31 protein-coding genes are annotated in these 26,260 nt (G+C 65.1%); 23 read left to right on the forward strand and 8 right to left on the reverse strand.

The genetic code is table 11. The features are described 5' to 3' along the window. Positions 1-234: 234 nt before the first annotated feature. The 5 genes from LRQ04_RS06420 to LRQ04_RS06440 all read left to right on the forward strand — a co-directional run bounded on the left by LRQ04_RS06420 (position 235) and on the right by LRQ04_RS06440 (position 3,568). Positions 235-729, forward strand: coding sequence for a DUF805 domain-containing protein (locus LRQ04_RS06420; RefSeq protein ID WP_235518832.1), 495 nt, complete (start codon positions 235-237; stop codon positions 727-729). A 144-nt stretch (positions 730-873) separates the two neighbouring features. Continuing rightward, positions 874-2,079 (forward strand): L-2-hydroxyglutarate oxidase, encoded by a 1,206-nt coding sequence (lhgO, locus tag LRQ04_RS06425; RefSeq protein ID WP_235518833.1) that lies wholly within the window; start codon positions 874-876, stop codon positions 2,077-2,079. A gap of 80 nt (positions 2,080-2,159) precedes the next feature. Beyond that, positions 2,160-2,372: a hypothetical protein gene (locus LRQ04_RS06430; protein WP_235518834.1), complete on the forward strand. Its 213-nt coding sequence runs from the start codon at positions 2,160-2,162 to the stop codon at positions 2,370-2,372. A gap of 131 nt (positions 2,373-2,503) precedes the next feature. After that, complete coding sequence (locus LRQ04_RS06435) at positions 2,504-2,806, forward strand: DUF4193 domain-containing protein (RefSeq protein ID WP_211712788.1); 303 nt, start codon at positions 2,504-2,506, stop codon at positions 2,804-2,806. Between the two features lie 216 nt (positions 2,807-3,022). Beyond that, the gene (locus LRQ04_RS06440; RefSeq protein ID WP_235518835.1) at positions 3,023-3,568 is read left to right on the forward strand and encodes a hypothetical protein; all 546 of its coding nucleotides are present in this window, start codon (positions 3,023-3,025) and stop codon (positions 3,566-3,568) included. A 113-nt stretch (positions 3,569-3,681) separates the two neighbouring features. On the opposite strand, the gene LRQ04_RS06445 is transcribed toward LRQ04_RS06440, so the two are convergent. Continuing rightward, positions 3,682-5,220, reverse strand: coding sequence for an APC family permease (locus tag LRQ04_RS06445; RefSeq protein ID WP_235518836.1), 1,539 nt, complete (start codon positions 5,218-5,220; stop codon positions 3,682-3,684). Between the two features lie 215 nt (positions 5,221-5,435). Continuing rightward, a complete protein-coding gene (gene map, locus LRQ04_RS06450; RefSeq protein ID WP_235518838.1) occupies positions 5,436-6,215 on the reverse strand; it encodes a type I methionyl aminopeptidase in 780 nt (259 codons plus the stop codon). A gap of 67 nt (positions 6,216-6,282) precedes the next feature. On the opposite strand from map, the gene LRQ04_RS06455 reads away from it, so the two are divergent. Then, on the forward strand, positions 6,283-6,573 hold the full coding sequence (locus tag LRQ04_RS06455) for a helix-turn-helix domain-containing protein (RefSeq protein WP_235518839.1): 291 nt from the start codon (positions 6,283-6,285) through the stop codon (positions 6,571-6,573). Here LRQ04_RS06455 and LRQ04_RS06460 read toward each other — a convergent pair. Next, positions 6,570-7,157 carry a helix-turn-helix domain-containing protein gene (locus tag LRQ04_RS06460; protein ID WP_235518840.1) on the reverse strand — a complete coding sequence of 196 codons (588 nt, stop codon included), beginning with the start codon at positions 7,155-7,157 and terminating at the stop codon, positions 6,570-6,572. The two genes, LRQ04_RS06455 and LRQ04_RS06460, sit on opposite strands and share 4 nt — an antisense overlap. A 123-nt stretch (positions 7,158-7,280) precedes the next feature. Here LRQ04_RS06460 and LRQ04_RS06465 point away from each other — a divergent pair, with 123 nt between their 5' ends. Further along, positions 7,281-8,276 carry an NAD(P)/FAD-dependent oxidoreductase gene (locus tag LRQ04_RS06465; RefSeq protein WP_235519710.1) on the forward strand — a complete coding sequence of 332 codons (996 nt, stop codon included), beginning with the start codon at positions 7,281-7,283 and terminating at the stop codon, positions 8,274-8,276. A gap of 67 nt (positions 8,277-8,343) precedes the next feature. Then, positions 8,344-8,559, forward strand: coding sequence for a DUF4312 family protein (locus tag LRQ04_RS06470; protein ID WP_235518841.1), 216 nt, complete (start codon positions 8,344-8,346; stop codon positions 8,557-8,559). Positions 8,560-8,714: 155 nt separating this feature from the next. Here the strand turns inward: LRQ04_RS06470 and LRQ04_RS06475 are convergent, their stop codons facing one another. Genes LRQ04_RS06475 through LRQ04_RS06490 form a run of 4 tightly spaced genes read right to left on the reverse strand, consistent with a single transcriptional unit; the run spans position 8,715 to position 11,932 of the window. After that, positions 8,715-9,098 carry a flagellar assembly protein FliW gene (locus tag LRQ04_RS06475; RefSeq protein WP_235518842.1) on the reverse strand — a complete coding sequence of 128 codons (384 nt, stop codon included), beginning with the start codon at positions 9,096-9,098 and terminating at the stop codon, positions 8,715-8,717. Further along, positions 9,095-9,982, reverse strand: coding sequence for a flagellar hook-associated protein FlgL (gene flgL / locus LRQ04_RS06480; protein ID WP_235518844.1), 888 nt, complete (start codon positions 9,980-9,982; stop codon positions 9,095-9,097). Before flgL ends, LRQ04_RS06475 begins: the two co-directional genes overlap by 4 nt. Before the next feature lie 3 nt (positions 9,983-9,985). After that, positions 9,986-11,419: a flagellar hook-associated protein FlgK gene (gene flgK / locus LRQ04_RS06485; protein ID WP_235518847.1), complete on the reverse strand. Its 1,434-nt coding sequence runs from the start codon at positions 11,417-11,419 to the stop codon at positions 9,986-9,988. A gap of 30 nt (positions 11,420-11,449) precedes the next feature. After that, positions 11,450-11,932 (reverse strand): flagellar protein FlgN, encoded by a 483-nt coding sequence (locus tag LRQ04_RS06490; RefSeq protein WP_235518849.1) that lies wholly within the window; start codon positions 11,930-11,932, stop codon positions 11,450-11,452. A 229-nt stretch (positions 11,933-12,161) separates the two neighbouring features. Between LRQ04_RS06490 and LRQ04_RS06495 the strand changes: the two genes are divergently transcribed. The 4 genes from LRQ04_RS06495 to LRQ04_RS06510 all read left to right on the forward strand — a co-directional run bounded on the left by LRQ04_RS06495 (position 12,162) and on the right by LRQ04_RS06510 (position 15,223). Further along, positions 12,162-13,007: a flagellin gene (locus LRQ04_RS06495; protein WP_235519712.1), complete on the forward strand. Its 846-nt coding sequence runs from the start codon at positions 12,162-12,164 to the stop codon at positions 13,005-13,007. Positions 13,008-13,114: 107 nt separating this feature from the next. After that, complete coding sequence (gene fliD / locus LRQ04_RS06500; protein ID WP_235518851.1) at positions 13,115-14,497, forward strand: flagellar filament capping protein FliD; 1,383 nt, start codon at positions 13,115-13,117, stop codon at positions 14,495-14,497. Further along, positions 14,494-14,952, forward strand: coding sequence for a flagellar export chaperone FliS (gene fliS / locus LRQ04_RS06505; RefSeq protein WP_235518853.1), 459 nt, complete (start codon positions 14,494-14,496; stop codon positions 14,950-14,952). The genes fliD and fliS overlap by 4 nt, the downstream gene beginning before the upstream one ends. Further along, entirely contained in the window at positions 14,939-15,223 is a 285-nt protein-coding gene (locus tag LRQ04_RS06510) for a hypothetical protein (RefSeq protein ID WP_235518854.1), read from the forward strand. The genes fliS and LRQ04_RS06510 overlap by 14 nt, the downstream gene beginning before the upstream one ends. Position 15,224: 1 nt before the next feature. Here LRQ04_RS06510 and LRQ04_RS06515 read toward each other — a convergent pair whose 3' ends face one another. Beyond that, entirely contained in the window at positions 15,225-16,451 is a 1,227-nt protein-coding gene (locus LRQ04_RS06515) for an amidohydrolase (RefSeq protein WP_235518856.1), read from the reverse strand. A 90-nt stretch (positions 16,452-16,541) separates the two neighbouring features. Here LRQ04_RS06515 and LRQ04_RS06520 point away from each other — a divergent pair, with 90 nt between their 5' ends. From LRQ04_RS06520 to LRQ04_RS20670, 11 genes are all read left to right on the forward strand, one after another. Further along, positions 16,542-17,198, forward strand: coding sequence for a cyclodeaminase/cyclohydrolase family protein (locus LRQ04_RS06520; RefSeq protein ID WP_235518857.1), 657 nt, complete (start codon positions 16,542-16,544; stop codon positions 17,196-17,198). 119 nt (positions 17,199-17,317) lie between these two features. Beyond that, positions 17,318-17,659, forward strand: a complete 342-nt coding sequence (locus LRQ04_RS06525) for a flagellar basal body rod protein FlgB (protein ID WP_235518858.1) — start codon at positions 17,318-17,320, stop codon at positions 17,657-17,659. Further along, positions 17,659-18,051: a flagellar basal body rod protein FlgC gene (locus tag LRQ04_RS06530; RefSeq protein WP_235518861.1), complete on the forward strand. Its 393-nt coding sequence runs from the start codon at positions 17,659-17,661 to the stop codon at positions 18,049-18,051. Before LRQ04_RS06525 ends, LRQ04_RS06530 begins: the two co-directional genes overlap by 1 nt. Then, entirely contained in the window at positions 18,051-18,350 is a 300-nt protein-coding gene (locus LRQ04_RS06535; RefSeq protein WP_235518865.1) for a flagellar hook-basal body complex protein FliE, read from the forward strand. Before LRQ04_RS06530 ends, LRQ04_RS06535 begins: the two co-directional genes overlap by 1 nt. Next, entirely contained in the window at positions 18,350-19,984 is a 1,635-nt protein-coding gene (fliF, locus tag LRQ04_RS06540; protein ID WP_235518866.1) for a flagellar basal-body MS-ring/collar protein FliF, read from the forward strand. The genes LRQ04_RS06535 and fliF overlap by 1 nt, the downstream gene beginning before the upstream one ends. Then, on the forward strand, positions 19,981-21,009 hold the full coding sequence (gene fliG, locus LRQ04_RS06545; RefSeq protein WP_235518867.1) for a flagellar motor switch protein FliG: 1,029 nt from the start codon (positions 19,981-19,983) through the stop codon (positions 21,007-21,009). The genes fliF and fliG overlap by 4 nt, the downstream gene beginning before the upstream one ends. Continuing rightward, positions 20,999-21,616, forward strand: a complete 618-nt coding sequence (locus tag LRQ04_RS06550) for a FliH/SctL family protein (protein ID WP_235518872.1) — start codon at positions 20,999-21,001, stop codon at positions 21,614-21,616. The genes fliG and LRQ04_RS06550 overlap by 11 nt, the downstream gene beginning before the upstream one ends. Next, positions 21,613-22,950, forward strand: coding sequence for a FliI/YscN family ATPase (locus LRQ04_RS06555; protein WP_235518873.1), 1,338 nt, complete (start codon positions 21,613-21,615; stop codon positions 22,948-22,950). Before LRQ04_RS06550 ends, LRQ04_RS06555 begins: the two co-directional genes overlap by 4 nt. Beyond that, positions 22,947-23,372, forward strand: coding sequence for a flagellar FliJ family protein (locus tag LRQ04_RS06560; protein WP_235518876.1), 426 nt, complete (start codon positions 22,947-22,949; stop codon positions 23,370-23,372). Before LRQ04_RS06555 ends, LRQ04_RS06560 begins: the two co-directional genes overlap by 4 nt. Before the next feature lie 2 nt (positions 23,373-23,374). Then, positions 23,375-24,040: a C40 family peptidase gene (locus LRQ04_RS20665; protein WP_305082603.1), complete on the forward strand. Its 666-nt coding sequence runs from the start codon at positions 23,375-23,377 to the stop codon at positions 24,038-24,040. Continuing rightward, a complete protein-coding gene (locus tag LRQ04_RS20670; RefSeq protein ID WP_305082601.1) occupies positions 24,040-26,247 on the forward strand; it encodes a flagellar hook-length control protein FliK in 2,208 nt (735 codons plus the stop codon). The genes LRQ04_RS20665 and LRQ04_RS20670 overlap by 1 nt, the downstream gene beginning before the upstream one ends. Positions 26,248-26,260: the final 13 nt, after the last annotated feature.

The following is a 26,260-nucleotide window of genomic DNA, read 5'->3' on the forward strand; positions in this document are numbered from 1 at the left end:
GCTATCTCACGTCCCACGGATTGCTGAGTGAGGGTTTGGGGGATGGGGGTGGTTGGTGAGTGAGGGTTTGGGGGATGGGGGTGGTTGGTGAGTGAGGGTTTGGGGGAAATAATCCGTCAACAGGCTAAATCCGGGTTAACTTTGTCCATCAAACTGCCTTATTGGCTCCCGGGGCATTACGATAAGGCACGACTCATCACCTGAGCGCCTCAAACCTACCCGGGGGAAATACTAATGAGCTCTTACCCGCAGCAACCTCAGCAGACCCAGCCCTACGCCGCCCAAGGCGGCGAGCCGCCACTGTGGGCTCCCTACTACGGCGCCCCGATCGGCGCAGCAGTCAACCGTTTCTTCAAGAAGTACACCGCCTTCAACGGCCGCGCCAGCCGCAGTGAATACTGGTGGGTCGCCCTGGTCCTGGGCGTCGTCGGTTTCGTCCTGCAGCTCCTCACCGGCATCCTCGGAGCCGCAGGCGCGACCGTCAGCGCCAACGGCACCTCCGTTCCGGGGCCGGGCGCAGTCGTCGGACTCATTCTGATTGTCGTTTTCTACCTGGCTGTCCTGATTCCGTCCATCGCGCTGCTGGTGCGCCGTCTCCACGACGGCAACTTCAGCGGCTGGCTCGTCCTGCTCGGCCTGATCCCGGGCCTTGGTGGCCTGGCACTGCTCATCTTTGCGCTCCTGCCGTCCAACCCGGCCGGCCAGCGTTTCGACCAGCCGACTGCCTAGTCAGCCGAGCACCAAGCAGTACGCTCCAATGAAAGGGGCGGCACCCGGTGTGCCGCCCCTTTTGCGTGCCCGCTTCCGAGTTCCGATGCGCCGGACATGACATGCTGTGACTGACACGGACCGACCCCAACGACGAGGAGTGCCATGTCCACGCGAAACATCAAACGCGCCGCAGTGGTTGGCGGCGGGATCATCGGCATCGCTGTGGCCAGGGAACTGACCAACACCCTCGACGACGTCCAGGTCACCGTGTATGAGAAGGAAGACCACCTCGCAGCCCACCAGACCGGGCACAACTCCGGGGTGGTCCACGCAGGCCTCTACTACGAACCCGGTGGGTTGAAGGCACGGTTGTGCCGCCGTGGTGTGGAGCTGCTCCAGGAATTCTGCGCCGCCAAGAGCCTTCCCTACGAGGCCTGCGGCAAGCTGGTCATTGCCCAGACACCGGAGGAGTCCAAACGCCTGGACAACATCTTCGCCCGCGCCACGGCCAACGGGGTCCCCGGAGCGCGGATGCTGCGCGGTGACCAGATACCCGAGGTGGAGCCGAACGCCGTCGGGCTTTCTGCTTTGCACTCGCCTGGAACGGCGATCGTGGACTACGCAGCCATCACCCGGGCGCTCGCCGACGACGTCCGCGCAGCGGGCGGGACCATCCGCCTTGGGACGGAGGTGACGTCGCTGGAACAGCAGGGGAGCGGCGTTGCGGTGTCCACGAAGGACGGTGACGAACATTACGACCTGGTGGTTACGTGCGCCGGGCTCCAATCCGATCGCCTCGCCAAGGCAACCGGAGAGCCCCCAACGCCGAGGATCGTGCCCTTTTTCGGGCAATACTTCCTTCTCGGGGGCGAAGCCAGGGAGCAGGTGCGGGGCCTGATCTATCCGGTGCCGGACCCGAAGCATCCTTTCCTGGGCGTGCACCTGACCAAACGCATAGACGGCGAAATGATGCTGGGTCCCAATGCATTTATCTCTTTTGGTCGTGAATCCTACGCGTGGAAAAACGTCAATGTCCGGGACGTCCTGGATTACGCACTCTTTCCGGGCTTCTGGAATTTCGCCTGGCATAACGTGCCGTCTGCTGCCCGGGAATTCCAGACCGTCATCAGCAGGAAGAAGTTCATCCGTGAGGCAATGCGCTTCGTGCCCTCGCTCGAGGGGGCTAGCGTCCTGCCGGGTACCCGCGGAGTGCGTGCCCAGGCCATGAACGGTGACGGTTCGCTGGTGGACGACTTTGTCATTGCACGACGCCGGGACACAGTGATGGTGCGCAACGCGCCTTCCCCGGGCGCGACGTCGTCGATGGCCATCGCCGAGTACATCGTGGAGCAGGCCCTGACAGAGTGACCACGGGAGGCGCCCGATAGTTAACAAGCCCGTGACGTACCTGAAACCGCTCCGGACCACACGATGGATAGCGTGGCGGCATGATCGCATCGACTCTTGGAAGCTGGGCCGCCACCGCGCTCGCCAAGCTGGGCTCCATCATTGAAGCTGCCTACGTGATGGACTGCACCGGGCCGGAGTCGGAGAGCCCCGGGGCGGGCAGCGCGGATCTGACGTGGTTGCCGGCGCTCAGCGGGGTCACAGTTGCCGGTTCGCAGGCCATTCAATCCCACGTTTCGAGGCCCGTCATTTAGCCTTTGGGAGCGTCGGAAAGCCTGGGACTGTTGCGTTGGGCACACTTTTCGTAATTTGCGGGTAGCATGCCCTAAACTGCATCACTGAGGTGCCGGAATAGGCACTATGCAGCAACGAAAGCGAACACCCAATGGCTACTGATTACGACGCCCCGCGCAAGACAGAAGAAGAGTCTCCCGCTGAATCGCTTGAGGCCCTCCAGGCATCCCGTGGCGGCGGTGCCCAGACCGCCGTGATCGACGTAGAGGACATCGACACGGCCGAAGGCATTGACCTTCCCGGGGCTGACCTTTCGGGTGAAGAGCTGACCGTCATTGTGGTCCCTGAGCAGTCCGACGAATTCACTTGTGGCTCCTGTTTCCTGGTCCGCCACCGCTCACAGGTGGCTTTGGAAAAGAACGGCCTGAAGTACTGCAAGGACTGCGAAGGCTAGATAACGCCGGGGTCTCGTTACCTTCGATCACGAACCAAGGTACGGAGACCCCGTTTCCGGCCTGAAAACACGGCCCGCGGGACCTTGTCATGACCCGCCCGTAACCAATCGGCGCACCCTTTAACGGTTGCGTGCCGAAGCGGCCACAACCCGCCCCAAGCCCCTCCCACCCTCCTAATGTTGAAGTATCAACGTAGCCTGAAGGGGGCACAAAAAATGAGGAAATTGGGAGCGGGTTTGGCGGCCGTCATGGCCGTTGCCGGACTCGGTCTGGTGGCGCCGGTACCAGCCTCGGCTGCCACGTATTGCGGCATCTCGTGGGGTTCACTGGCCAAGGCCGATCCCGATATGAGCGCCGCCAACGTCACAGGCGTCCGCACCGGCCAGCAGCCGTGCTTCGATCGCCTGGTGATCGACATGGCCGGGAAGGTTGCCGGCTACTCCGTGCAGTATGTTCCGGTGGTGACCCAGGACCCGACCGGCTTCCCCATCCCGGTGCTGGGGGACGCGGACCTGCAGGTGGTTGTGACGGCGCCGTCGTACAACCAGGCCGGCCAGCCCACCTATGAACCCGCGGCCAAGGCGGAACTGTCCAACGTTTCGGGATACCAGACGTTCCGGCAGGTGGTTTTCGCCGGCAGCTTCGAAGGAACCACGAGCATTGGGCTGGGGGTCCGTGCCCGGCTTCCGTTCAGGGTTCTCACCTTGGAGGGGCCCGACGGCGGGTCCCGGCTGGTAGTGGATGTCGCCCACCACTGGTGATCGGTCAGCCCTTGGCCCGCGACAACGCGGGAAAGCGGTCAGTTCGCGGGAAACTTCCCTGCGAGCTGGCCGCTTTCCCACGAACTCGGGGTAACGCGAGCCGTACGGACCGGCTACTCCGGAACTACCAGTGCCGGGGTGTCCTTGCGGATGGTCTCCCCACGGAAGAACCCGGGACGCATGCGGGCCTGAACAAGCATGACCACGCCACCGAGGGCCAGGATTCCGATGCCAAGCACGAACACGAGCCCTACACCGAAGATTTCCGAACCGCTGCCGAACTCCGGATCCCAGCTGTCCACTGCGGTCTGGATGAACACCACGAACAGTCCCAAACCACCGAGCAGCGGGCAGACGAGCCGGAAGAAGAAGTTCCGGGCGTTGGAGAACACGCTGTTGCGGAAGTACCAAACACAGGCGATGGCCGTGAGCCCGTAGTAGAAGCAGATCATCAGGCCCAGGGCCAGGATGGTGTCGTTGAGGACGTTCTCGCTGATCACGTGCATCACCGCGTAGAACCCTGCGGACAGGACGCCCGCAGCGACAGTGGCGAAGCCCGGCGTCGAGAACTTCTTGCTCATGTGGCTGAAACGCTCCGGGAGTGCACCATAGTGCGCCATGGCCAGCAGGCTGCGGGACGGCGACGTAAACGTGGACTGCAAGGAAGCCGCGGACGACGACAGCACCGCGAGGGACATGAGGATCGCGAACGGACCCATGACCGGAGAGGCCAGCGCGGTGAAGACGTTGGCGTGGTTCTCGGCGTTGTTCAGGCCAATTCCTGCATCTCCTACACCGGCGAACATCATGGTGGCGATGGTGACCAGCAGGTAGATGCCAAGGACGATGACAGCGGTGAGCGTGCCTGCGAGTCCGGCAGTCTTCTTGCCGTTGGCGGTTTCCTCGTTGACCGTGAGGCAGACATCCCAGCCCCAGTACACGAAGATCGACAACGAGATGCCGGCAGCGATTTGGCCGAAGGTTTCCACCTTGGTCACGTCGAACCAGTCCCAGCTGAAGGGGATTGCGGTCTCGGAGGTGGACCAGTTGGCAAACGCCATGGCCACGAACAGGCCCAGGACCAGCAATTGGAAACCGACCAGGCCGTACTGAACGATCTTGGTGGTGTGCAGGCCGCGGTAGCTGATCCAGACGGCCAGTGCCACGAAGACGAAGCACGTTGCAACGTTCAGGAGTTTGTTGGAGGCTAGGTCCGCAAGCTCGGGTGAGCCGGTGGCCTGGGCGAGGAAGAGGTAGAAGAAGTCCACGGCGACGCCTGCCAGGTTGGACAGGACGATGATGTTCGCTGCGAGCAGGCCCCAGCCGCCCATCCAGCCAACCCATGGGCCGAAGGCCTTGGTGACCCAGGTGAAGGTGGTGCCGCTGTCCGGGGAGTCAGCGTTGAGCTCCCGGTATGCGAGCGAGACCAGGATCATGGGAATGAACCCGATCAGGAAAATAACGGGCAACTGGAGCCCGACTTGGTTGACGGTGGGTCCGAGCGCACCCGTGAGGGTATACGCCGGGGCGATGGTTGAAATGCCAAGAACGACGACGGCGAGGAGCCCCAACTGCCCCGTCTTCAGTCCCTTGCCGCTGATGTTGTGCGACTCTGCAGCATCGACGCTGCTGCGGCGGATTGTCTGGCTCATATGGGCCCTTTCTAGATGGCCGAAGGTTGCTGCGTGGTGCTGGCCAAGGAATTGGGGCCATCGAGGCGGGAAAGTTCAATCATGGTGGCATGTACTCCGGTGAGACGACAGTCACTAAATGAATAGCGTTCATTTAGTATGGCCTGTGTCACGCCTTGGCGCAAGGCCCAAATGAATCCCGTTCATATGTGACCTCGCCGACCCGGTCGGACGGGTTAGCCGCCGAGGGTTGGCAGGGTCAGGATTTCCGCGCCGTCGGCGGTGATGGCGATGGTGTGCTCGCTGTGTGCCGTGCGGCAGCCGGTGACGCTGCGCAGGGTCCAGCCGTCGGTGTCGGTGACGAGCTGTGCGGTGTCCGCCATGACCCACGGTTCAAGTGCAAGCAGCAGGCCGGGGCGCAGTTTGTATCCTCGCCCGGGGCGGCCCATGTTGGGCACGTGCGGGTCCTGGTGCATGGTTGATCCGATGCCGTGTCCGCCAAATTCGACATTGATGGGGTACCCGGCGTCGCTGAGTACTGAGCCGATGGCGTAGGAGAGGTCCCCGATCCGGGCCCCCGGGCGCGCCGCGGCAATCCCCGCGCGAAGCGCCCGCTCGGTGGCTTCAATCATCGCCACGCTTTCGGCGGGCTTCGAGTCGCCCACGATAAAGCTGATCGCGGAGTCTGCCGCGATGCCCCGAAGGGAAGCCGCGAGGTCGAGGGTGAGCAGGTCGCCGTCGGCCAGGGTGTAGTCGTGGGGCTTTCCGTGGAGGACGGCGTCATTGACCCCGGTGCAGATGTAGTGCCCAAACGGCCCCCGGCCAAAGGAGGGTGCGTAGTCGACGTAGCAGGACTGCGCCCCCGCTTCGAGGATCATTTCCTTGGTCCACTGGTTGATGTCCAGGAGGTTGGTTCCCACTGTGCATCGGCCCTTGAGGGTGTGCAGGATATTGGCGACGAGGGCGCCGGAGTCCTGTGCTCGGAGCAGTTCGGTGGGGGTCAGGATCTCGATCATGGAGGGCCTTTCGCGGGATTACCAATAACTATCCCGGCCATATTATCCCGGTATTAGAATTGGATCCATGGTCAGGTTGCCCCTCACACCCGCAGAGGCCGAGCGCGGACAGCGTCTCGGCGCCCTTTTGCGACGCGCCAGGGGAGGGAGGTCCATGCTTGAAACTGCCTTGGATGCAGGAGTTTCCCCTGAAACCCTCAGGAAGATCGAATCCGGAAGGGTAGCAACCCCCGCGTTCCCCACCGTGGCCGCGATCGCTGAGGTCCTTGGCTTGTCACTGGATGAAGTGTGGGCCGAGATCAACCAGCCCGAACCTGGGACCGTCCGGCGTGGCGAACGTGAAAGGCTCGCGTCCTAGCCCTGGCGCTGCGGGCGTGCCCGCACGTGCATCCGCTCGCCCTGCTGACCGAAGAGCGTGAGCAGCTCAACCGGGTCCTTGGTGGCGCTCGCGAACCAATGTGGCGTCCGCGTATCGAATTCGGCCACCTCGCCGGGCTTCAGCACAAAGTCGTTCCCGCCCAGGACCAGTCGCAGCCGGCCGTTGAGGATGTACATCCAGTCGTAGCCATCGTGTGACTGCGGTTCCGGAGTTTCCTTGCCGGTGGCACCGCGGAGCACCATTTTGAAGGCCTGGATGCCGCCGGGCCGTCGGGTCAGGGGAAGAGCGGTTCCCCAGGGGTGGACGTGTGGCTTGAGGTGGATGCGGGGATCGCCCGTTTCCGGAGCGTCAATGAGCTCCTCCAGCGGGATCTGATGGAGGCGCGCCAAGGGCAGGAGCAACTCCAGTGTGGGTTTCCGCTGCCCCGCCTCCAGTCGGGAGAGGGTGCTGACGGAGATGCCCGTGGCTTCCGAAGCTTCCGCGAGGGTCACGTTACGCTGCGTCCGCATGGCCCTCAGGCGCGGACCAACGGCGTCGAGCATGGAGCTGAAGTCTGTAGCCATGGGATCAGTTTGCCATACCGGCAAATTTCTTTGCTGTTTCACGATGATGTGTCAAACCATGGAAGAAGCGGCGCAGGGCCGCTCCGATGACGTGGAGGCACAGTGGAAACAGCAAACAGCCGGATGGCCGGACAGTACGACGTAGTGGTTGTTGGTGGTGGCGCAGCTGGGTTAAGTGCGGCCGTGAGTTTGGGCCGCGCCCTTCGCTCCGTTCTGGTGATCGACGCCGGGGAGCCCAGGAACGCGCCAGCGGCCGGCGTGCACAACTTCCTCTCCCGGGATGGAATCAACCCCACCGAGCTACTCAGCCTGGGGCGGGATGAGGCAATCCACTACGGGGCCGACGTCGTGGACGGGGAAGCCGTAGCGGCGCGTCTGACCGGGGAACAGCGTACGACGGCGGAACCGGGCACCGCAGCCCAGCCCGCCTTTGAGGTGGACCTGTCGGACGGCAGTACCGTGGCCGCCTGCCGCTTGCTGGTCACCACCGGCGTGGTGGATATCCTGCCCGATGTCGAAGGAATCCGTGAGCGCTGGGGCAAGGACGTCCTGCACTGCCCGTACTGCCATGGATGGGAAGTCAGGAACAAGGCAATCGGCATCCTGGGATCCGTCCCCATGGCTTTGCACCAAACAATGCTGTTCCGCCAGTGGAGCCCTTCCATCACGCTGTTCCTCAACGACATTGTGGAGCCGACTGAGGAGCAGTGGGAACAACTCGCGGCCCGTGCCATCACTGTGGTTGAGGGCAAAGTCCGTTCCCTTGACGTTTCCGATGATGCGTTGGCCGGCGTGGTCCTGGAATCCGGAAAGGTGGTTCCCGTGGACGCCCTCGTGGCCGGACCGCGGGTGGAGGCACGGTCCGGAGTCCTTGAGTCCTTGGGTATCTCCACGGTGGAACACCCGATGGGCGTGGGTCGCCACGTCGAAGTGAGCCAGCCCGGTGGTGCCACCTCCGTCCCCGGGGTGTATGCGGCCGGAAACGTCACCGACCTCACGGGCCAGGTCATGGCTTCGGCGGCATCCGGCACCATGGCCGCGGCTGCCATCAACGCGGACCTGATGCTCGAAGAGACCACCCTCGCCGTGGAAGCTGCCCGGTTGGCTGTCCGAATGTGAGCAAAAGGGTCGACGCAGGGATCGAGAGCGAGGAACATTAAAGGACAGCCGTTGAAGGAGGTTGGGTATGTGCTACGCGTACTATGACGACTTCGAGCGGCGCACGAAGAAGGACTCCGCGCGCAAGCCCGAGACGCACACGTCTGAGCCAGTGAAGGAAACGGAAGCCCCAGCAGAAAGCCGTCCGCGGACGGAAGGAACGTTGTGGACTTTCCTGGCCCGCCGTCGCAGGGAATTCGAGGTTTCCGAACCGAAGATCGACCGCATCCGCGAGAAAGTCTAGGCGCCGTCCTGGACTGACCCGAAGAACCGATCCACTGAAAGGCGCTGCCCCGGCAGCGCCTTTCCGCTGCGCGTGACCGGCGCTGCGCGTGACCGGCGCTGCGCGGGATCGCCCTACGCGGGACCCGCTATAAAAACGCCGGAACGCGAATCTTCCTACCGTGCCAGCTCTGCCCGGAGCGGATACACGGCGCCGTCCAGGATCACTTGGAGGCACGTGCCCTCCGCGTTGACCAGGAGTGGTGCCATCAGGTTCACGGTGGTCTTCTCCGACGCCGGGTTGACCACTACCAGGACCATTGCGTTGGCAACACTGGCCAGACCCAGCGCATCCAACGACGCCGCGGGAATGGCTGGCTCGTAATCGGGGACATACACGGAGGCGTCAGCTACGAACATCCGGGCGCGCGGCTCAGCCACTTCCAGGGCGTAGAGTCCTTCTGCTCCGGCGATGCCGCGCAGCGAGAACCCCTCGGCCGATTCCAGCCCGGGCATGGGGGAGGCGAAAGTCAGGGTGTCGAACGCCAGTGCCGTGCTCATCGGAGGAAGTCCATCAGCGTCGGCTGGAGCACCTTGGCCGAGACGGCAAGTGCCACCTGATAGTTGGTTTCCTGCAATTTCAAATCCATGACCGCCTTTCCCAAGTCCATGTCTTCGACACGCGACCTTTGAGTTTCCAGCGTAGCCTTCATCCCCTCCAGCGAGTCCTGGGCCTGCCCGAGCCGCGTTTGCCGCATGCCAACATCGGAGCGGCCGTCGATCACGGCTTTGATGCGGTCGCCGAGCGCGGCCAGCCGGGCATTGGGGTCCGCGCCGGAACGGATGTCGGCGACGACGTCACTCACCAGGGCGAAAACAGAGCCGGCGCCATCGCCGAAGATCGCTCCGCCGTCGGAATCCACGCGCACAGTCCGGGCGGCGTCAACGCGACGTTCCACGGACCCGCCGGCCGTGCCCATGAACGCTGGCGGAGTTGTGTTCGTAAACGCACCCACGGTGTCCGAGTTGCCGGCGAAGACGTTGCGGCCCAGGTACTGCGTGTTGGCCTGGTTCAGGAGGTCCTTGCCCAGGCCTTCGATCTCGACGGCGATGGCCTCCTTCGCGCTGCTGTTGAGGGTGCCGTTGGAGGCCTGGATGACGAGGTCCCGGACGCGGTTGAGGATGTTGGTGGACTGCCCTAAAGCGGTATCGGCAGCCGCGAGCCAGCCATTGCCGTCGCTGATGTTGGAGCCGTATTGTGTGGCCGCACTGAGTTGTGCGCGCATTGCGATGGCTTGGGCGGCACCGGCGGGGTCGTCGGAAGGGCGGCTGATGTTTTTCAGTGTCTGGGCCCGTTCCTGCAACTCTGCAAGCCGGGATTGGGCGGTCTGGAGATTCCGCTGCGCGGAAGCTGACATCATCTGGTTGGTGACGCGATTGAGCATGGCTTACCTTCCCACCAATCCGGTGCGGTTGATCAGGACATCCAGGGCTTCGTCGATTGCGGTCATGACGCGCGCCGCGGCCTGGTAGGCGTGTTGGCTCGCGAGGAGTGCGACGTTCTCCTCATCAAGGCTCACCGAGGCGGCCGACGAACGCTGCCCGACGGCGGCCACAGTCGCCGCGTCTGCCAGCTGCGAGTGCTGCTGGGCTGATTTGGAGGCCATCCCAATGCCTGCCACCACTCCATTCCAGAAGGTGTCAGGCGCGCCCGGCTTCGAACCGATTTGGGCCACCGCATCCGCGATGCTGCCGTCCAAGGAGCCGGCGCCGGGTGCGCCGGTCGCGATTCCCGCGGCATTGGTGGGAACCACGCGCAGGGACAGTGCCACGGGGACGCCGGGCGTGCTGGTGAAGAAGTCCAGGTTGCCGGCAGCCGTGGAGGTCTGGCCCGTCCGGTGGATTGCGTTGACGTCGTTCATCAGTTGGGTGGCGAAGGCGTTGTAAGCCTCTGCAGCTTCGGCGATCGGGCCGCCTGTTCCGGCTCCCTTGCTTCCCGGCGCCGCGGGAGCCAGGAGTGAGACAGCTCCGGCGAGTTGGCCGCCGTCGAGGTTTACCGCCAGGCCGGCACGGTCCGCCCACTCCAGCTGCACCGGCTGTCCGGGGCCGCCCATGGAGGTTTGTCCGGCCAGCGTCAATGCGCTGTGCGAGGTCCCGGACACCAATGCGTTGCCTCCGACGAAGACGTCCGCGGTGCCGTCCGGATTCTCGCGGACGGTGCCACCTGCCAGCGTGGCTATGGCCTCGGTCATCTGGTTCCTCGTGTCGATAAGTTCGTTCGCGGAACCCCCGGAGGCCAGGACCGAGCGGATGGTGGCGTTCAATTCGGCCACCTTGCCTGCGGTGGCGTTCAGTTCGTCCACAGTGGCAGAGGCTTCTCCACGAACCCGGCTCCACTGGGCGTCGAGCGCTTTGTAACCAGCTGAGACGGTTTCGCTAAGGGTGGCGGCCGCTTCGAGCAAGACCGACGCCGGAGCGGATTCGCCCGGGTGGTTCGAAACCCCCTGCCATGACGCCCAAAAGGTGTGCAACGCCGTCGAAATCCCGTGGGGGCCGGGTTCCTGCAGTGCATCTTCGAGGCGCTGGAGTTCCGTGGACCGGATCCCCGCGAAACCGGACTGGGCCCCGGTCCTGCGAACCCCGGCGTCCAGGAAGCTGCTGCCGAGCCGGGCGATACCGTCCACCGAGACGCCCTGGCCGGCCTGGCCCGTGGCCGGGTTCAGCCCAACCGGGACGGGTGCGCCGATGGCCGACAGGTCCAGCCGTTGACGGGTGTAGCCGGGGGTGGTGGCGTTGGCGATGTTCTGGCCCGCCAGGTTGATGGCCTGCTGCGCTGCGGTGAGGCCACGGTAGGCCGTGTTGAGTCCGCCGAAAGTGCTCACGTGAAGATGTCCTTTTCGCTGGGTGGGCGGTCAGAATTGCCGGTCGACCAGGTGCGCGGCCGATTGGTCCCCGGTCCGGCCGTGGGAGTCGTAGGTTCCCGCCGCGGGTTTCAGGTCGGCGAGTGTTTCCTGGGTGGAACGGACGGCGGCACGCAGGAACTGCTCATTGGCGTCGCGAAGTTCCTTGATGGCCGCTGCCTGCTGGCGCATCGCGGTGACATGGGAGGTGAGGACCTCGACCCAGGCGGGATCCGGCGCGGCTGCGGCGAGCTCAGCCAGGGAACAATCCTGGGATACGCCCCATTGCGCAGCAACCGCGGCGATCTCCACCGTGCGGGCCAGGCCGGCCTGGGAAACGCGCTCCAGGACCTGCTCCACTTCCCTTGTCCCGTGGGGCAGCCAACGGGACTTGCCTGCTGTCAGGAGCAACTGTTCTTCTTCGAGCTTGAAGGTCAGGAGATCGAGAAGTTCGCGCTCGCGCCACAGCAGTGCTGACAGTTCATGGATGGCCACAGGTGGTCAACTCCAGTTCTGGTCGGTATCGGGTGCGGTTGTGATGGCGTACCTCCCGCCAACTCCCCATTAGCTATCGGCCGCCGGCTGGCAGGGGTTAGGCGGGAAGGTCCCTGAATCTTTCCTTCGGATTTTTCCTAACGGGCCCGCGATGGCCAGTCGATAGTGCTGTGTGACGGCCCACGGATGGGCTGTTGCACAGTAAGTCCACATCATGGAGGAAACCAACATGGGCATGCAGATCAACAACAACCTGATGGCGAACAACGCGTACCGCAACCTGAACGCCACCCAGGACAACCTGTCCAAGTCGATGGAAAAGCTTTCCAGCGGCCTGCGCATCAACCGTGCTGCCGATGACGCAGCCGGCCTTGCCATCTCGGAAGGCCTCAAGTCCCAGGTCACCGGCTCCACGGTTGCCGCCCGCAACGCCCAGGACGGCATCAGCCTGATCCAGACCACTGAAGGTGCCCTTAGCGAGGTCCACTCCGTTCTGCAGCGCATGCGCGACCTCGCAGTCCAGGGTGCATCAGACACCAACAACGGTGACGCCCGGGCGGCCATCCAGAAGGAAGCTGACTCGCTGGGCAAGGAACTGTACCGCATCACGCAGTCCACCAACTTCAACGGGATCAACCTGCTCCAGGGCGGTTCCAAGAACATCCAGGTGGGCACTGCAGGCACGGCCAATGACACCATTGCCGTGACTCTGGGTAACGTCGCAACGGCTACGGGCACCCTGTCCTCGGCAGACGGCATCGCGGGAGCCACCGGCTTCGACGTCAGCACTAACGGTGCTGCACAGACCACGATCACCGCTATCGACGCAGCGATCACCACGGTCTCCGCACAGCGTTCGGACCTTGGCGCCAACCAGAACCGTCTGGACCACGCGATCAAGACCCTGACCGTCTCCGGTGAAAACCTGCAGGCAGCACAGTCCCGCATCGCTGACACGGACATGGCCGCGGAAATGGTCAAGTACACCAAGGCCAACATCCTGTCCCAGGCCGGCACCGCAATGCTGGCCCAGGCAAACCAGTCCGGCCAGGGTGTCCTGTCCCTCCTGCGCTAAGCCTTCACAGCATTTAGCCGCATGAGCTGACGGCGGCCGGCCAGGCCCCATCCTGGCCGGCCGTCGTCGGACACCTTTGCTTTACGAGCCTTCCGGAAGGGACCCGCGTGGGAACAGCTATCGACGGCCTTGTCAGCGGCCTTAAGACCACGGACATCATCAACTCGTTGATGTCCGTCGAAGCCCTGCCGCAGACCCAGCTCAAGACCAAGCTGGCGTCCAACCAGACCATCATTTCCACGCTGCAGTCCTTCAACACCAAACTCACCGCGCTGAAGGACCTCGCCGTTGCCGGGACGGCTGCCGGTGCCCTGAACCTGTTCACCGCAACCAGCAGTTCACCTGCCATCACCGCGAAAACCACGACGGCGGCCACCGCCGGATCGATCGACCTGACCGTGACGCAGTTGGCCCAAACGCAGGTCAACGTCACGGCAGCCATGTCCGCCTGGCCGTCCAACGCCGGGGTGCCTGAACGGCTGACGATCGTCGATTCCACGGGTAAGAAGACCGAGATTGCTCCCTCAGGGACTTCCTTGGATGACGTGGTTTCGGCGATCAACGCAGCATCAGCGGGCGCACACGCCGTGAAGGTCCCGGCCGGCAACGGCAGTTACCGGCTGCAGCTCACTGCCACCACGGCCGGGGCAGCAGGTGCTTTCACCGCCTACCGGGGGACGGCCGCGCAAGTGGGGGACGGCACCGCGGTGGACCTGATGACGGAGCCGACTGCCGCCGTCGTGAAGTCCGCCCAGGACGCGAAAGCGACGCTGTATGCCGGCACGCCCGCCGCGCAGGTCCTTAGCTCCGCTACCAATACTTTTGAGGATGTCCTTCCCGGCGTCTCCATCACGGCCTCGGCTGTGACCACGGGCCCGGTGACGGTGACCGTGGACAGCGACGTTCCCGGAATCACCAAGAAGGCCGAGGACCTGGTCAAGTCCGTCAACGACGTTCTGGGGTTCATCGCCATCTACTCTTCAGTGTCCAAAACCACGGACACCAAGGGCGCCACAGTGACCAAAGCCGGAATTTTCACCGGCAACAGCACTGTCCGCGCCGTCAACGACCAAGTACTCACAGCACTGTCCCGGCCCATCGACGGGAAGTCGCCCTCCGAGTACGGAATCAACATCACCAAGGCCGGCGACTTCACCTTCGACGCCGACAAGTTCGCGAAATCACTCGCCGCAGACCCCGCCGCCACGCAAGCCGCCGTCCAGGGGTTGGCAGCCAGGCTCGCCGAGGCAGCCACCGCCGCCTCTGATCCGTACACGGGCGCAGTGTCCGGGCTGATCAAAGGCCGCGAATCCGAAGTGCGCGACCTCGGCAACAGGATCGCGGACTGGGATCAGCGCCTCATTACCCGCCGCGCCACGCTCCAATCCGTTTATACGAACATGGAGGTGCTGCTCGGCGGCCTCCAGTCCCAGTCGGCCTGGTTGTCCGGCCAAATTTCCAGCCTCTCCAAGCAGTCCTCAGGAGCATGATGACTCTCCGCGCCCAGCAACTTTCCCGGTACAACGACGACGCCGTCCTCTCAGCACCCCCGGCGCGTCTGCTCACCATGCTTTACGACCGGCTCCTGCTGGACCTCAAACGTGCCCAACTGGCGCAGGAAAGCAGCAATTGGGACACCGCAAGGGAAAACCTGTTGCACGCCCAGGCGATCGTGGCTGAGCTGCGCTCCACCCTGCGGACCGACGCGTGGGACGGCGCGGCCTCGCTCGCGAGCATCTACGACTACTCCATGGAAGCCCTGATCGGCGCCAACATTTACCGGGACGTGGAACGGACCAAGGAGTGCATCGGGCTTCTGGAGCCACTCCGCCAAGGCTGGCACGAAGCCTCGGCTGCCTTGTCGGCTGACACCCCGGCTGGATCCGTTGCGGGGGCCGTTGCTGGGTCAGTTGCTGCGTCGGGCAGGGCCCTTGGAGTCGCTTGAGGCCTGGTCCGCGATCCTGGACAGTTTTGAACACGACATTGCCCGTGCCGTTTCGGGCGGTCCCGCAGGGCCGTGGGCGCCGCCGACCGACGCGGGACCCTTGCCCGCCGCCTTGGCCGAGCGCGCCCGCCGGGTCCTTGATGCACAGGCGGACGCGGTCGCTATCCTTTCGCGGTTGAAGCACGACGCCGGCACGCAGTTGGGTGCCATCGACGCCGTTCCTTCGGGGTCGGCGTCGGACAGGCCCCTGCTGCTCGACGTGCGCGGCTGACTTAGCTGGCGGAGGACCCCAGGAATTCGCGGGCCGCGGTGACCAGTGCTTCCGTTCCGCGCTGCAGGGTTGGCTGGATCACCGGCGCGAAGTAGGGGGAGTGGTTGGACGGGATATCCTCCGGCAACCGGCCCGTCGTGGCGTACTCCTGGAAGAGCGCAGGATCGGCTCCGCCCAGGAACCAGAAGACCAGGGGAGCATCCACAGCCTTGGCCAACGCTCCCACGTCTTCGCTGCCAGACACCGGACCCGGATCGATAATGTGACCCTCGCCGAAGGTCGCCTGGAACGCAGCCCTTACCTTAGCCGTGGCCGATTCATCGTTGACCGTCAAGGGGAAGTGCTCTTCGTAATGGAACTCCGGCTCCTTGGCAGCACCGGAAGCCGTTGCTTCGCTCTGGATAATCCGTTCGATGGAACCCAGGATCTTATCCCGGGTGGTGTTGCTGAAGGACCGCACGCTGAGCCCAAGGCTCGCGGTCTCGGGGATGATGTTGTTCTTGGTTCCGGCATGGATTTGTCCCACCGTCACCACCGCCGAATCGCTGGCAGCGAGCTCCCGGGACACGATGCCCTGCAGGCGGACAGTGGCCGACGCTGCCATGAGGACCGGGTCAACGGTGGTTTCGGGGCGGGAGCCGTGGCCGCCGCGTCCGTGCAGGGTCACGTTAAGGGAGTCCGCGGATGCCATGGTGACGCCCGGGCGGATGCCGAACCATCCGGCCGGGAACGGGGCCACGTGCTGGCCCAGGACGACATCGGGTTTCGGGACGCGGTCGTAGAGGCCGTCCTCCACCATGGTTTGGGCGCCGCCACCCCATTCCTCGGCGGGCTGGAACACAGCAATCAGGGTGCCTTGCCATTCCTGGCGCTGCCCGGCCAACGATTCAACGGCCCCCACCAGGCAGGTCACGTGCACGTCGTGCCCGCAAGCGTGCATGACGGGAACGTCCTTGCCTTCATGATCGACGCCGGCGGCCGAGCTTGCGTAGTCCAGGCCGGTGGCTTCCTTGACGGGAAGAGCGTCCATGTCCGCGCGCAGCATGACCACCGGGCCCGGGCCGTTCTCCAGCACACCCACAACGCCGGTTTTTCCCACGTTGCGGTGCACGGTGAAGCCAAGGTCCTGGAGGTGTTGCGCGGCGATCCCTGCGGTCCGGACTTCCTGGAACGAGAGTTCAGGATTCGTGTGCAGGTCTTTGTACAGCTCTTCGAGGTCAATGGTCATGGGTTTGCCCTTCTTTCGACGTCGTCGGTACGGCCAGTGTATCGACGCGAAATCCGCACTTGCTGGGAAGCCAGAGGGCAGACTGGTGCAATGAATGATTCCGGGTCAGTGACAACTCAGGCAGCCACTGTGGAAGCGTGGACGGAAGCCCTCGCCGAATCAACAGGCTCGCCTGGCGGCGGTGCCGGGACCGGGGTGATGCTGGCCATCGCTGCCTCGCTGACCTCGATGGTGGCCGGGTATACGGAGGCTGAGGGGGAGCAGGAGTCCGAGTTGGCGGCGCTGCAAAGGCGGGCGAAGGAACTGCGTCGGAACGCACTGCGGCTGGCCGACGACGACGCTGCCGCATCCAAGGCGTTCGGCGCTGCCTTCCGCTTGGATCCAGGACCGGAACGCGACGACGCCATCCACCGGGCATCGGTTGATGCGGCCAAAGCATCCGCCGTCCTGGGCGGGAAAGCCATGGACGCCATCGAGGACCTTGGCTGGCTGGCTTCGCACGGAAATCCGGCGCTCATCGCCGACGTCGTGGTGGCGTTCGGGGCGCTCAGGGCTGCGATTGCCGGGGCAAGGACCAATGTCAGCTTCGACCTCGGTTCGCTCACGTCGGCAGGTGCCGAACTCGAGGAAGTCCGGGAGCAGCACCCCAGGCTGTGGGACACGGTCAGCCGGCTCAGCGAAGCCTTGGACCGGATCGACGAACTGACGGCAAGCGTGGACGGGAAAGCGGCACCGACGCAGCGCTAAAAATAAGTGGAAGTATTCTCCTAACGGGTTCGCGGGCGCTGCCGATAACTGTTGCTGAGCAGGGATCGCTCGATGCATGGCCACGGATTGGCCTTAGGACACCAGCAGGTGAGGACTTTGTGCTTGAATCCGTGACTTCCGCCGCCATGGCCAGCGCCCTGGACGCGCTCGCCTTGCGCCAGCGGACCATCGCCAACAACATCGCGAACGTCAACACGCCCAACTACCAGGCCAAAAGGGTGTCCTTCGAAGACCAGCTGGCCGCTTCGGTACGTTCCGGGGACGGCAACGTCAAAGCGTCCATCAGCCCGTCCGATGAGCCCACCCGGACCGACGGCAACAACGTCAACCTGGACACGGAAACCCTTTCCAACATTGACACAGTGCTGCGCTACCAATTCGCTTCAAGGGCAGCAACCGGCGAATTCACTTCCCTCCGCACCGCACTGAGGACCAACTGATGACGTTTGACGCGATCGGAATCGCCGGTTCCGCACTGACGGTACACCGCAAATGGCTCGATGCAGTCTCCGACAACCTGGCCAACATGAACAACGCGTCCAGGACCGACGGGCAGGTTTTCCGGGCACGCTACATCGAGGCCGCCGAGGGCAACAACGGCGACGGCGTGTACGTCAAGAGCACACCGCTGGGAAATGGCGAAGGGCGGATTGTCTACCAACCTGACCACCCCTTGGCCGACGCCAACGGCAACGTCCGCTACCCGGACATCGACATGGCCGAGCAGATGGGCACGTTGATCATCGCCCAGCGCGGCTACCAGGCCAACGCCCAAGTGGTTGACCGCGCGCGCGAAACTTACCTGGCGGCCCTTGAGATAGGAAAATCCTGATGGCCATCGGCCCAATAACAGCGGTCCAAGGCGTCAGCGGAACCGGCTACGTAAGCCCGGCAGCGCCAGCCACCACCGGCGGCGACTTCGGAGCCGCACTGACGGGCGCCGTCGACAATTTGCAGTCCCTGCAATCGACATCCAAGGAACTGGCCGTATCCGCGGTGACCGGCAACCTGGACGACATCCACAAAGCGACCCTTGCGTCCACCCGTGCGCAGGTGACCTTTGAACTGGTGGCCGCTGTCCGGAACAAGGGTATTGACGCGTTCAACGAGATCATGAGGATGCAGGCCTGATGCCACCGGCGATTTCCCAGTTTTTCCGCAAGTTCGGCAGCGGCATCCAGGCGTTCAGCCCTGCCCAGCGCACCCTCGCCATCCTGGGCGTGGCCGTCCTGGTGCTTGGCGGCGTCGCGCTGACCGCATGGCTGGGAAAGCCCGCCTACTCACCACTGTTCTCCGGCTTGAAAGACACCGACGCCAACAGCATCGTGGAGCAGCTCCGGAAGGACAACATCCCCTACGAGCTCAGCAACGGCGGTTCCACCATCCTGGTCCCGGAGGACAAGGTTTACGACGAACGGCTGAAGGCTGCTGCCGCCGGACTCCCTTCCGCTGCTGCCACCGGATACTCGCTGCTGGATAAGTTGGGTGTCACATCCTCCGAGTTCCAGCAATCCGTCACCTACAAAAGGGCGCTGGAGGGCGAACTGAGCACCACGGTGCAGGCGATGGACGGCGTGAAGAGCGCAGCGGTCCGGCTCGCCATTCCCGAGAAGTCCGTGTTCGTGGACACCACCCCTGAGGCCACAGCGTCGGTGTTCGTTGAGACCCAGCCCGGGACCACCTTGTCCGCTGACAAGGTGCAGGCCATTGTGCACCTGACCTCGGCAGCCATCGAGAACCTCAAACCCACCAACGTCTCCGTGGTCGATTCCCAAGGCAACGTCCTGTCCACTGTGGGCGGGGGAGCCACCGGTTCCTCTTCCAAGCAGGCAACCGACTACCAGCAACGAACCTCGGATGCAGTCCGGGCAGTCCTGGACAGCGTCGTAGGGCCCGGCAACGCAACCGTCGCCGTCGCAGCGGACGTCACCGCCGAGTCCGCCCAGCAGCGCAGCGAAACGTTCGCGCCCGCGGCCAACACTCCGGCGCTCAGCGAGTCCACGAAAACCGAAAAGTACACCGGCACCGGTGGCGGCGCAGCGGGCGTCCTCGGCCCGGACAACATCGCAGTGCCCGGTGGCTCCAACGCCAACGGATCCTACGATTCCAGCGACACCACCAAGAACAACGCCGTCAACAAGGTCACCGAGGACCGGACCATCCCGCAGGGCGCCGTGAAGCGCCAGACCATCTCTGTAGCGATCAACCAGGCCGCAGCTGGAGGAGTAAACGTGGACTCGGTGCGCGCACTGGTCACCTCAGCGGCAGGGATCGATACGGGTAGGGGTGACGTGGTCACTGTGGAGGTGCTGCCATTCAGCACCGCTGCCGCCGACAAAGCCGCCCAAGCACTCGGGGCGGCGAAAGCCGACGCCGCCGCTGCCAAGGATGCAGCCCTGATGAACACCCTCATCCTTGCAGGCAGCATCATGCTGGCGGCCATTGCCCTGATCGTGGTTGTGCTCATTACCCTCAAACGCCGCCAACGCCGCGAGCCTGTGGACCTGGGCGAGCAGATGGATTACGACGCCCTCCCCGAAGCCCTTCAGACGCCGGCCCTCACCGGCCCGCCGACCACAGCGATCGAACTGACCTCCATCCAGCCCCAAGCCCCGGTCCAGCCCACCCCGGCGCTGCCGTTGCCAGGCTCCGAGGCCCTCGACGGCGAACTGAAGCGCGCCCAAATCGAAGCCATGGTGGCTGACAACCCGGCACGCACGGCCGAGTACCTGCGCGGGCTCATGGATGACAGGCAGTCCGTATGAGCCAGATGGTCCCGGAAGCCTCAGCCCTGAGCGGGGTGCAAAAAGTGGCGGTGGTGCTCATGCAAATGAACCCGTCCAGCGCGGCAGCCGTCATGGCCCAATTCTCCGAATCCGAAGCCGAAGACATCGCGGCCGAAATCGTTCGGCTCCGCCGTGTGTCCTCGGTGGTCGCCGACCACGTCATCAACGAATTCCACGGCCTGGCCGTCAGCGGGCGCCGCACTGCCCGCGGTGGCCAGGAATTCGCCGTCGGGCTCCTGGAAGCATCCTTCGGCGCGGACAAAGCCGCCGGCTTCATGGACCGGCTCGCGTCCACCATGGCCGGTAAGTCATTCGAGTTCCTGGAAATGATGGATCCCGGGCAAATCCTGGCCCTGATCGACGGCGAACTCCCGCAAACCATCGCACTGATCCTCGCCCACCTGCGGCCGGGGAAGGCCTCCGCCGTCATGGCGGGCCTCGGCGACACCCAGCGCATCGATGTTGCCCGCAGCATCGCCACCATGGGCTCAGCATCACCCGAAGCCGTTGGGATCGTGGCTGAAACCCTCAAAGCCAGGGCCGGCGCTGTCATGTCGCAGCGGAAGTCAAACGAAATCGTTGGCGGTATCCAACCGCTGGTGGACATCATCAACCGGTCCGACATCACCACCGAACGCTCCGTCCTGGACGGCCTGGGCACGCTGGATCCCGAGCTCGCCACCGAGGTCCGGGCCCGGATGCTCACCTTCGTGGACATCGTGAAGCTGGAACCGCGGGACATCCAACGGATCCTCCGCGGAGTCAGCGCCGACGTCCTGGCAGTAGCCATGAAGGGCGCCCCGGCCGTGGTTCTGGATACCGTCCGGGCCAACGTGTCCGGCCGCAACCTGGAAATCCTCGAAGCCGAGATGGCCGCCTCCGGTCCGGTTCGTGCCTCGCAAGTGGAGGAAGCCCGCGCGGAGATCGTCCGCTCCATCCGCGAACTCGAAGCCGAAGGCGCGATCGTGGTCCGGCGCGGGGACGAGGACGACTTTGTCTACTGAGAACTTCACCCGCATCACCTTCCCGCCGGTTGGCACCACCGACCGTTCCGATGACGTCGATCGCGGCTTCGTCCAAGGCCATGCGGCCGGCTATGCCGCCGGTATGCAGGCCGCCGCAGCCGAGCACCGCGAGCTCCAGCAGCGCTTGCGGGCCGAGCACCAGGAAATGCTCGACGCCGGCAGGTCCTCCCTGGCCCGTTCGGCCCAGGTCCTGCAGGCTGCAGCACAAGCGGCCCAGCAGCGTCAGGAAGTCACCTTGGACGAGATGCAGGACGTGCTGGCGGCCAGCGCGGTGGAACTGGCCGAGGCAATCCTCGGATACGAGCTCGCCCACGGCGCGGACACGGCCCGGGCGGCACTGAACCGCGCGCTGGGAGCCGGCGGCAGCACCGGCGTCGAACACGTCACCGCAGTACGCCTCCACCCACACGACATCGCAGCCCTCCAGGCCTCGGGTGTTGACGACATTGCCGGTGTGGAGCTGAAATCCGATGCCACGCTCAGGCCCGGCGACGCCATCGGCGAGTACCCGAACGGATGGATTGACGCCCAGATCGGTACCGCGCTGGACCGGGCCCGGAGAGCCCTGCTCGAGGTCCGGCAGTGACGGCGTACCGCCCCCACGCGCACAGTTTCCGTGCAGCACTGGCCGCCGCCGCCCCGCAACGCGTAGGCACCGTGACCTCCGTGCTCGGACTGGGATTGGACATCGCCGGGCTGCACTGCGCAGTGGGGGAGCTGGTGACGGTCGGCTCCGGAACGGAAACGCTCGACGCCGAAGTGGTCGCCTCTGTGGGTGGCACGCTGCGGTGCATGCCCCTGGGCCGGTTGACCGGCGTCGCGGCAGGAACACCCGCACGGGCCGCGGGGTCTCCCATGCTCGTACCCACCGGTGCCGGGCTGTTCGGACGGGTGCTCGACGCGCTGGGCCGACCCATCGACGGCAAGGGGCCACTTCCACCCTCCCGAATGGTTCCGTTGGATCAGGAAGCGCCGAATGCCATGAGCCGGGCCCGGATCGACACGCCCCTGCAGACCGGAGTCCGCGTCCTCGACACGATGACCACACTGGGTCGCGGCCAACGCATGGGGCTCTTCGCAGGCTCCGGCGTGGGAAAGTCCTCGCTGTTGTCCATGGTGGCCCGAGGCACCGACGCCGAAGTCTCCGTGATCGCCCTCGTTGGGGAACGCGGCCGTGAAGTCCGCGAATTCCTGGAAGACGACCTTGGCGCCGAAGGATTGGCCCGCTCCGTGGTGGTGGTTGCCACCTCCGACGAACCCGCCCTCATGCGGCTCCGGGCCGCCGTCACCGCTACCCGCATCGCCGAGTCCTTCCGCGAAGCCGGCAAGGACGTCGTGCTCATGATGGACTCACTCACCCGCGTGGCCATGGCCCAACGCGAAATCGGCCTCTCCGCAGGTGAGCCGCCGGCGACACGCGGCTACCCGCCGTCGACCTTTTCCGTTCTGGCCCGGCTCCTGGAACGCGCCGGCACCGCAGAAGCGGGCTCCGTCACCGGCATCTACACCGTTCTGGTGGACGGCGACGACCACAACGAACCCATCGCCGACGCCGCCCGCTCCATCCTGGACGGACACGTCGTCCTGGACAGGAAACTCGCCGTCACAGGGCACTTTCCCTCCGTGGACGTCCTCGGTTCGGTGTCCCGCGTTGCCTCCAAGGTCAACCCTGCCGGGAACACCGCGCTCGCCGTTGCCCTCCGGAGAGTCCTGGCGGCGAGGCGTGGCGCGCAGGACCTGATCGACGTCGGCGCGTACCAGCGGGGCAGCAACCCGCTGGTGGACGCGGCTCTTGACCACGAGGACGCGATCAACCAGTTCCTGCGCCAGCCAATGGGCGAATCGACGCCCAACAGTGGGTCCTGGGACGCGTTGGCCCAGCTCACAGCCAACTTTGGACACTTTGAAGGAGCAGCGTGAACCGACAATTCTCCCTTGCCGGGCTGTTGAGGCTGCGGCAGGCTGAACAGACGTCCGCGGAAAGCGGGCTCGCCGCCGCCAACTCACGATCCGCGTCATTGCGCGTCAGGCGTGCAGAAGCCCGGGACGTGCTTGCTGATTCGAATGGGCACGCAGGGGATTCGGCGTCTTTGCTGGCCATCGCCGCGGCCCGTGCGTCCTCGCAGAGCATGCTGGCCGAACTCGACGCCCTGGTAGCCAGTGCCGAGGCGGACGCCGACGCTGCCCGCGCCGACTACACCGAAGCCAAGCGCCGGGCGGTGGGCCTGGAGAAGCTTGAAGCCCGGCACGACGCCGCGTTCGTTGCCTCACAGTTGAACGCCGAACAGGGCGTCCTGGACGAGATCGCATCCACCGCATGGCACAGGAAGGCCACCCCGTGAGCATGACCGACGCCATTGGGCGGATACAGAACATCGAAGCATCCCTGCAACAGCTGACTTCGCCGACTCGTTCTACCCCAGCCTCTTCAGCCTCCGCCGGGAGCTCGGCTACCTCTGCCTCTGATGCTGCTTCCTTCGCTTCCGCGTTGAGCAGTGCGATGGGCACCTCCACTTCCCTTGCCCCAGGCTTGGGTTCCTTGTTGCCAGCTGTCGGGGGTGCGACTTCTTCGAACGCGGCGTTGGGAAGCACGACGGCGGCCACCGGAGCGGCGGCTGTCGGCGGCAGCGGCGGCACGACGTCGGGTGACGCCGTGGTTGCAGCAGCCAAGAAGTACATCGGTGTGCCCTACGTCTGGGGTGGAACCAACCCGGCAGTAGGCATGGACTGTTCCGGCTTCGTGCAAAGGGTCTTCAAGGACCTGGGCGTGGAACTGCCCCGGGTGGTCAGCGACCAGATGCAGAAAGGAACCCCTGTGGCCTCCCTGGCCGAAGCGAAGCCCGGGGACCTCCTTGTCAGCTACGGCGGAGAGCACATCTCCATCTACCTGGGCAACGGGAAAGCCATCGACGCACCCGTGCCCGGGCAGACCATCCAGATCCGGGACGCTTGGGAAAAGTACTCCAACCTGACCTCGATCCGTCGGATTGTCCCGGCAGGGGTGTCCTGATGTCCGCCGTTGCCGCGGGTCCGCGGTTCCTTGGTCCCCAGCTTGGTTCCGGCGCCCGGATGCCTCATGGCCAAGGGGATGCAGGCGCATTCGAGGCCGTAATGGCAGCCGAAGCCCAACCCGCCGGCCAGCTCGACGGTGCGCTGCAGGATAGACGTTCCCTGCCGTCTAATTCGCAGCGGGCCATCGAAACGGACGCGCCCGGGGATTCTGTGGGTGGCCCGGGGGGAGCGGCCGATGCTCTTCCCGCGCTTCCTTTCGGGATTGCCGGGGGAGCCCGTTTCGAGGCTCCGCCGCCGAGTGTGCCGGACGCACGGCATGGTTTGCAGCAAACCCCCGAGCGGGGCGTGCCCGGGGCCGGTGGTTTGGCCGGGGCTGGCGGTTTGGCGGGGAACGTGGCGGGTGCCAGCGTGTCCGTGGCCGGCGTGCCCGTGCCCGGTGGGCCGGGGGCCGGCGGCTTGGCCGGGAACACGGTGGGAGCTGGCGCGGCTGGGCTTGCCGCTGCCTCCGGTTATCAGACAACGCAGCCCACGCCTCCATCCAGTGCCGGGGGAGGGGTCGAGGTCTCGTCGTCTCTCCAATTCGGTGCTTCGCTGCCGAGTGTGCCGAACGCACGGCATGATTCGCAGCAAACCCCCGAATCGGGTGCACTGGCGTCTGCAGTGCCCGCTGGTGTTTATGCGGCTGCCGGGGTGTCGGGATTGGCCCGGATTGAGGGAGATGTTGGCGTGCCCGGGATTCGTTCGGCCACCCATTTCGACGCTTCGCTGCCGGCTAGACGATTCCTACCGTCTAATGGGCACCAAGCCGTCGAAATGGGCGTGCCCGGGGCAGCGGCTCCTGGCATCGGGGTAGCAGTTGATGCCCCTCCGGCACTTTCTGGTGCTCTCCAATTCGATGCTTCGCTGCGGAGTGTGCCGAACGCACGGCACGATTCGCAGCAAACCCCCGAATCGGGTGTGCCCGGGCCCGGCGGCTTACCCGGGAACGTGGCGGGTGCTGGTGCGGCTGGGCCTGCCGATGCCTCGGACCCCCAGGCGACGCAGCCCTATACTCCATCCAGTGCAGGGGTAGGGCTGGGCTCCTCGGTTGAGGTCTCTTCCTCTGCCCGTTTCGGTGCTTCGCTGCGGAGTGTGCCGAACGCACGGCATGATTCGCAGCAAACCCCCGAATCGGGGGTGCCCGGGGCCGGCGGCCTGGCCGGGAACCCGGCGGGTGCTGGTGCGGCTGGGCTTGCAGGGAACAGCGGCCTGGCCGGGAATGCGGTGGGTGCTGGTGCGGCGGGGCTTGCCGGGAATGCGGGCTTGGCCGGGAACCCGGCGGGTGCTGGTGCGGCTGGGCTTACCGGGAACACGGGGCTTGCCGCTGCCTCCGGCCCCCAGGCGACGCAGCCCGTTCCTCCATCCAGTGCAGGGGTAGGGGTGGGCGCTGCTTCGGTGCTGTCGCCGGCTCTCCAATTCGACGGATCGCTGCACGACAGACGCTTCTTTGCGTATAACCAGCAGGGAAGCGTCGAATCGGGCCCGCTCCAGGCACCCCAAGTCACGCAGGCCGCACAAATTCCCCCGAGCCTGCAGCCTGCACCCCCGCAGCTCAACACCATCCCAACCCAGCCGGCTACCCCAACCCAAACAGCCATCCCAAACCCGCTGGCTAGCGCACCCCAACCGGCCCTCGCACCCCAGCTCGCCGCACCACTTTTTTCGCTGGCATCGGCGGGACACGGGGAACACGTGATGACGTTGCGTGTTGCCCCGGACGACCTGGGACCCCTCACGGTCAGGGCCCACATCGACGCCGCGGGCGTGCGAATCGAACTGTTCGCACCCGGGGACGCGGGCAGGGACGCGGTGCGGCATGTCCTTCCGGAGCTTCGACGAAGCCTCGAGGACTCCGGCGCGAGCCTGAGCCTCTCTTCACAGAACAGCCCACCCGACGCCGGACGGGACCCCGGGCAAGGCAGCGGACGGGATCCCGGCCAAGGAACAGGGCAGGGCTCAGGTCCCGGCAACGGAACACGTGACCCGGACACCCGCACCCAAGGGCCCGGCGAGCAAGGCCCCGGCGAACGAGGGACCCGCACCCAAGGCCCCAACGAACAGGTGCCCGGCGAAGCGGGGCACGAAGGTGCCGATGCCCAACCACAGCTGCCACCCGGCGTCGTACACCGCCCGGGTAGCCCGAACCGCCTGGACATCCTGGCCTGACGAAGGAGACGAG

Origin of the sequence: Paenarthrobacter sp. AR 02, from assembly GCF_021538675.1 — a bacterium.
GTDB lineage: Bacteria > Actinomycetota > Actinomycetes > Actinomycetales > Micrococcaceae > Arthrobacter.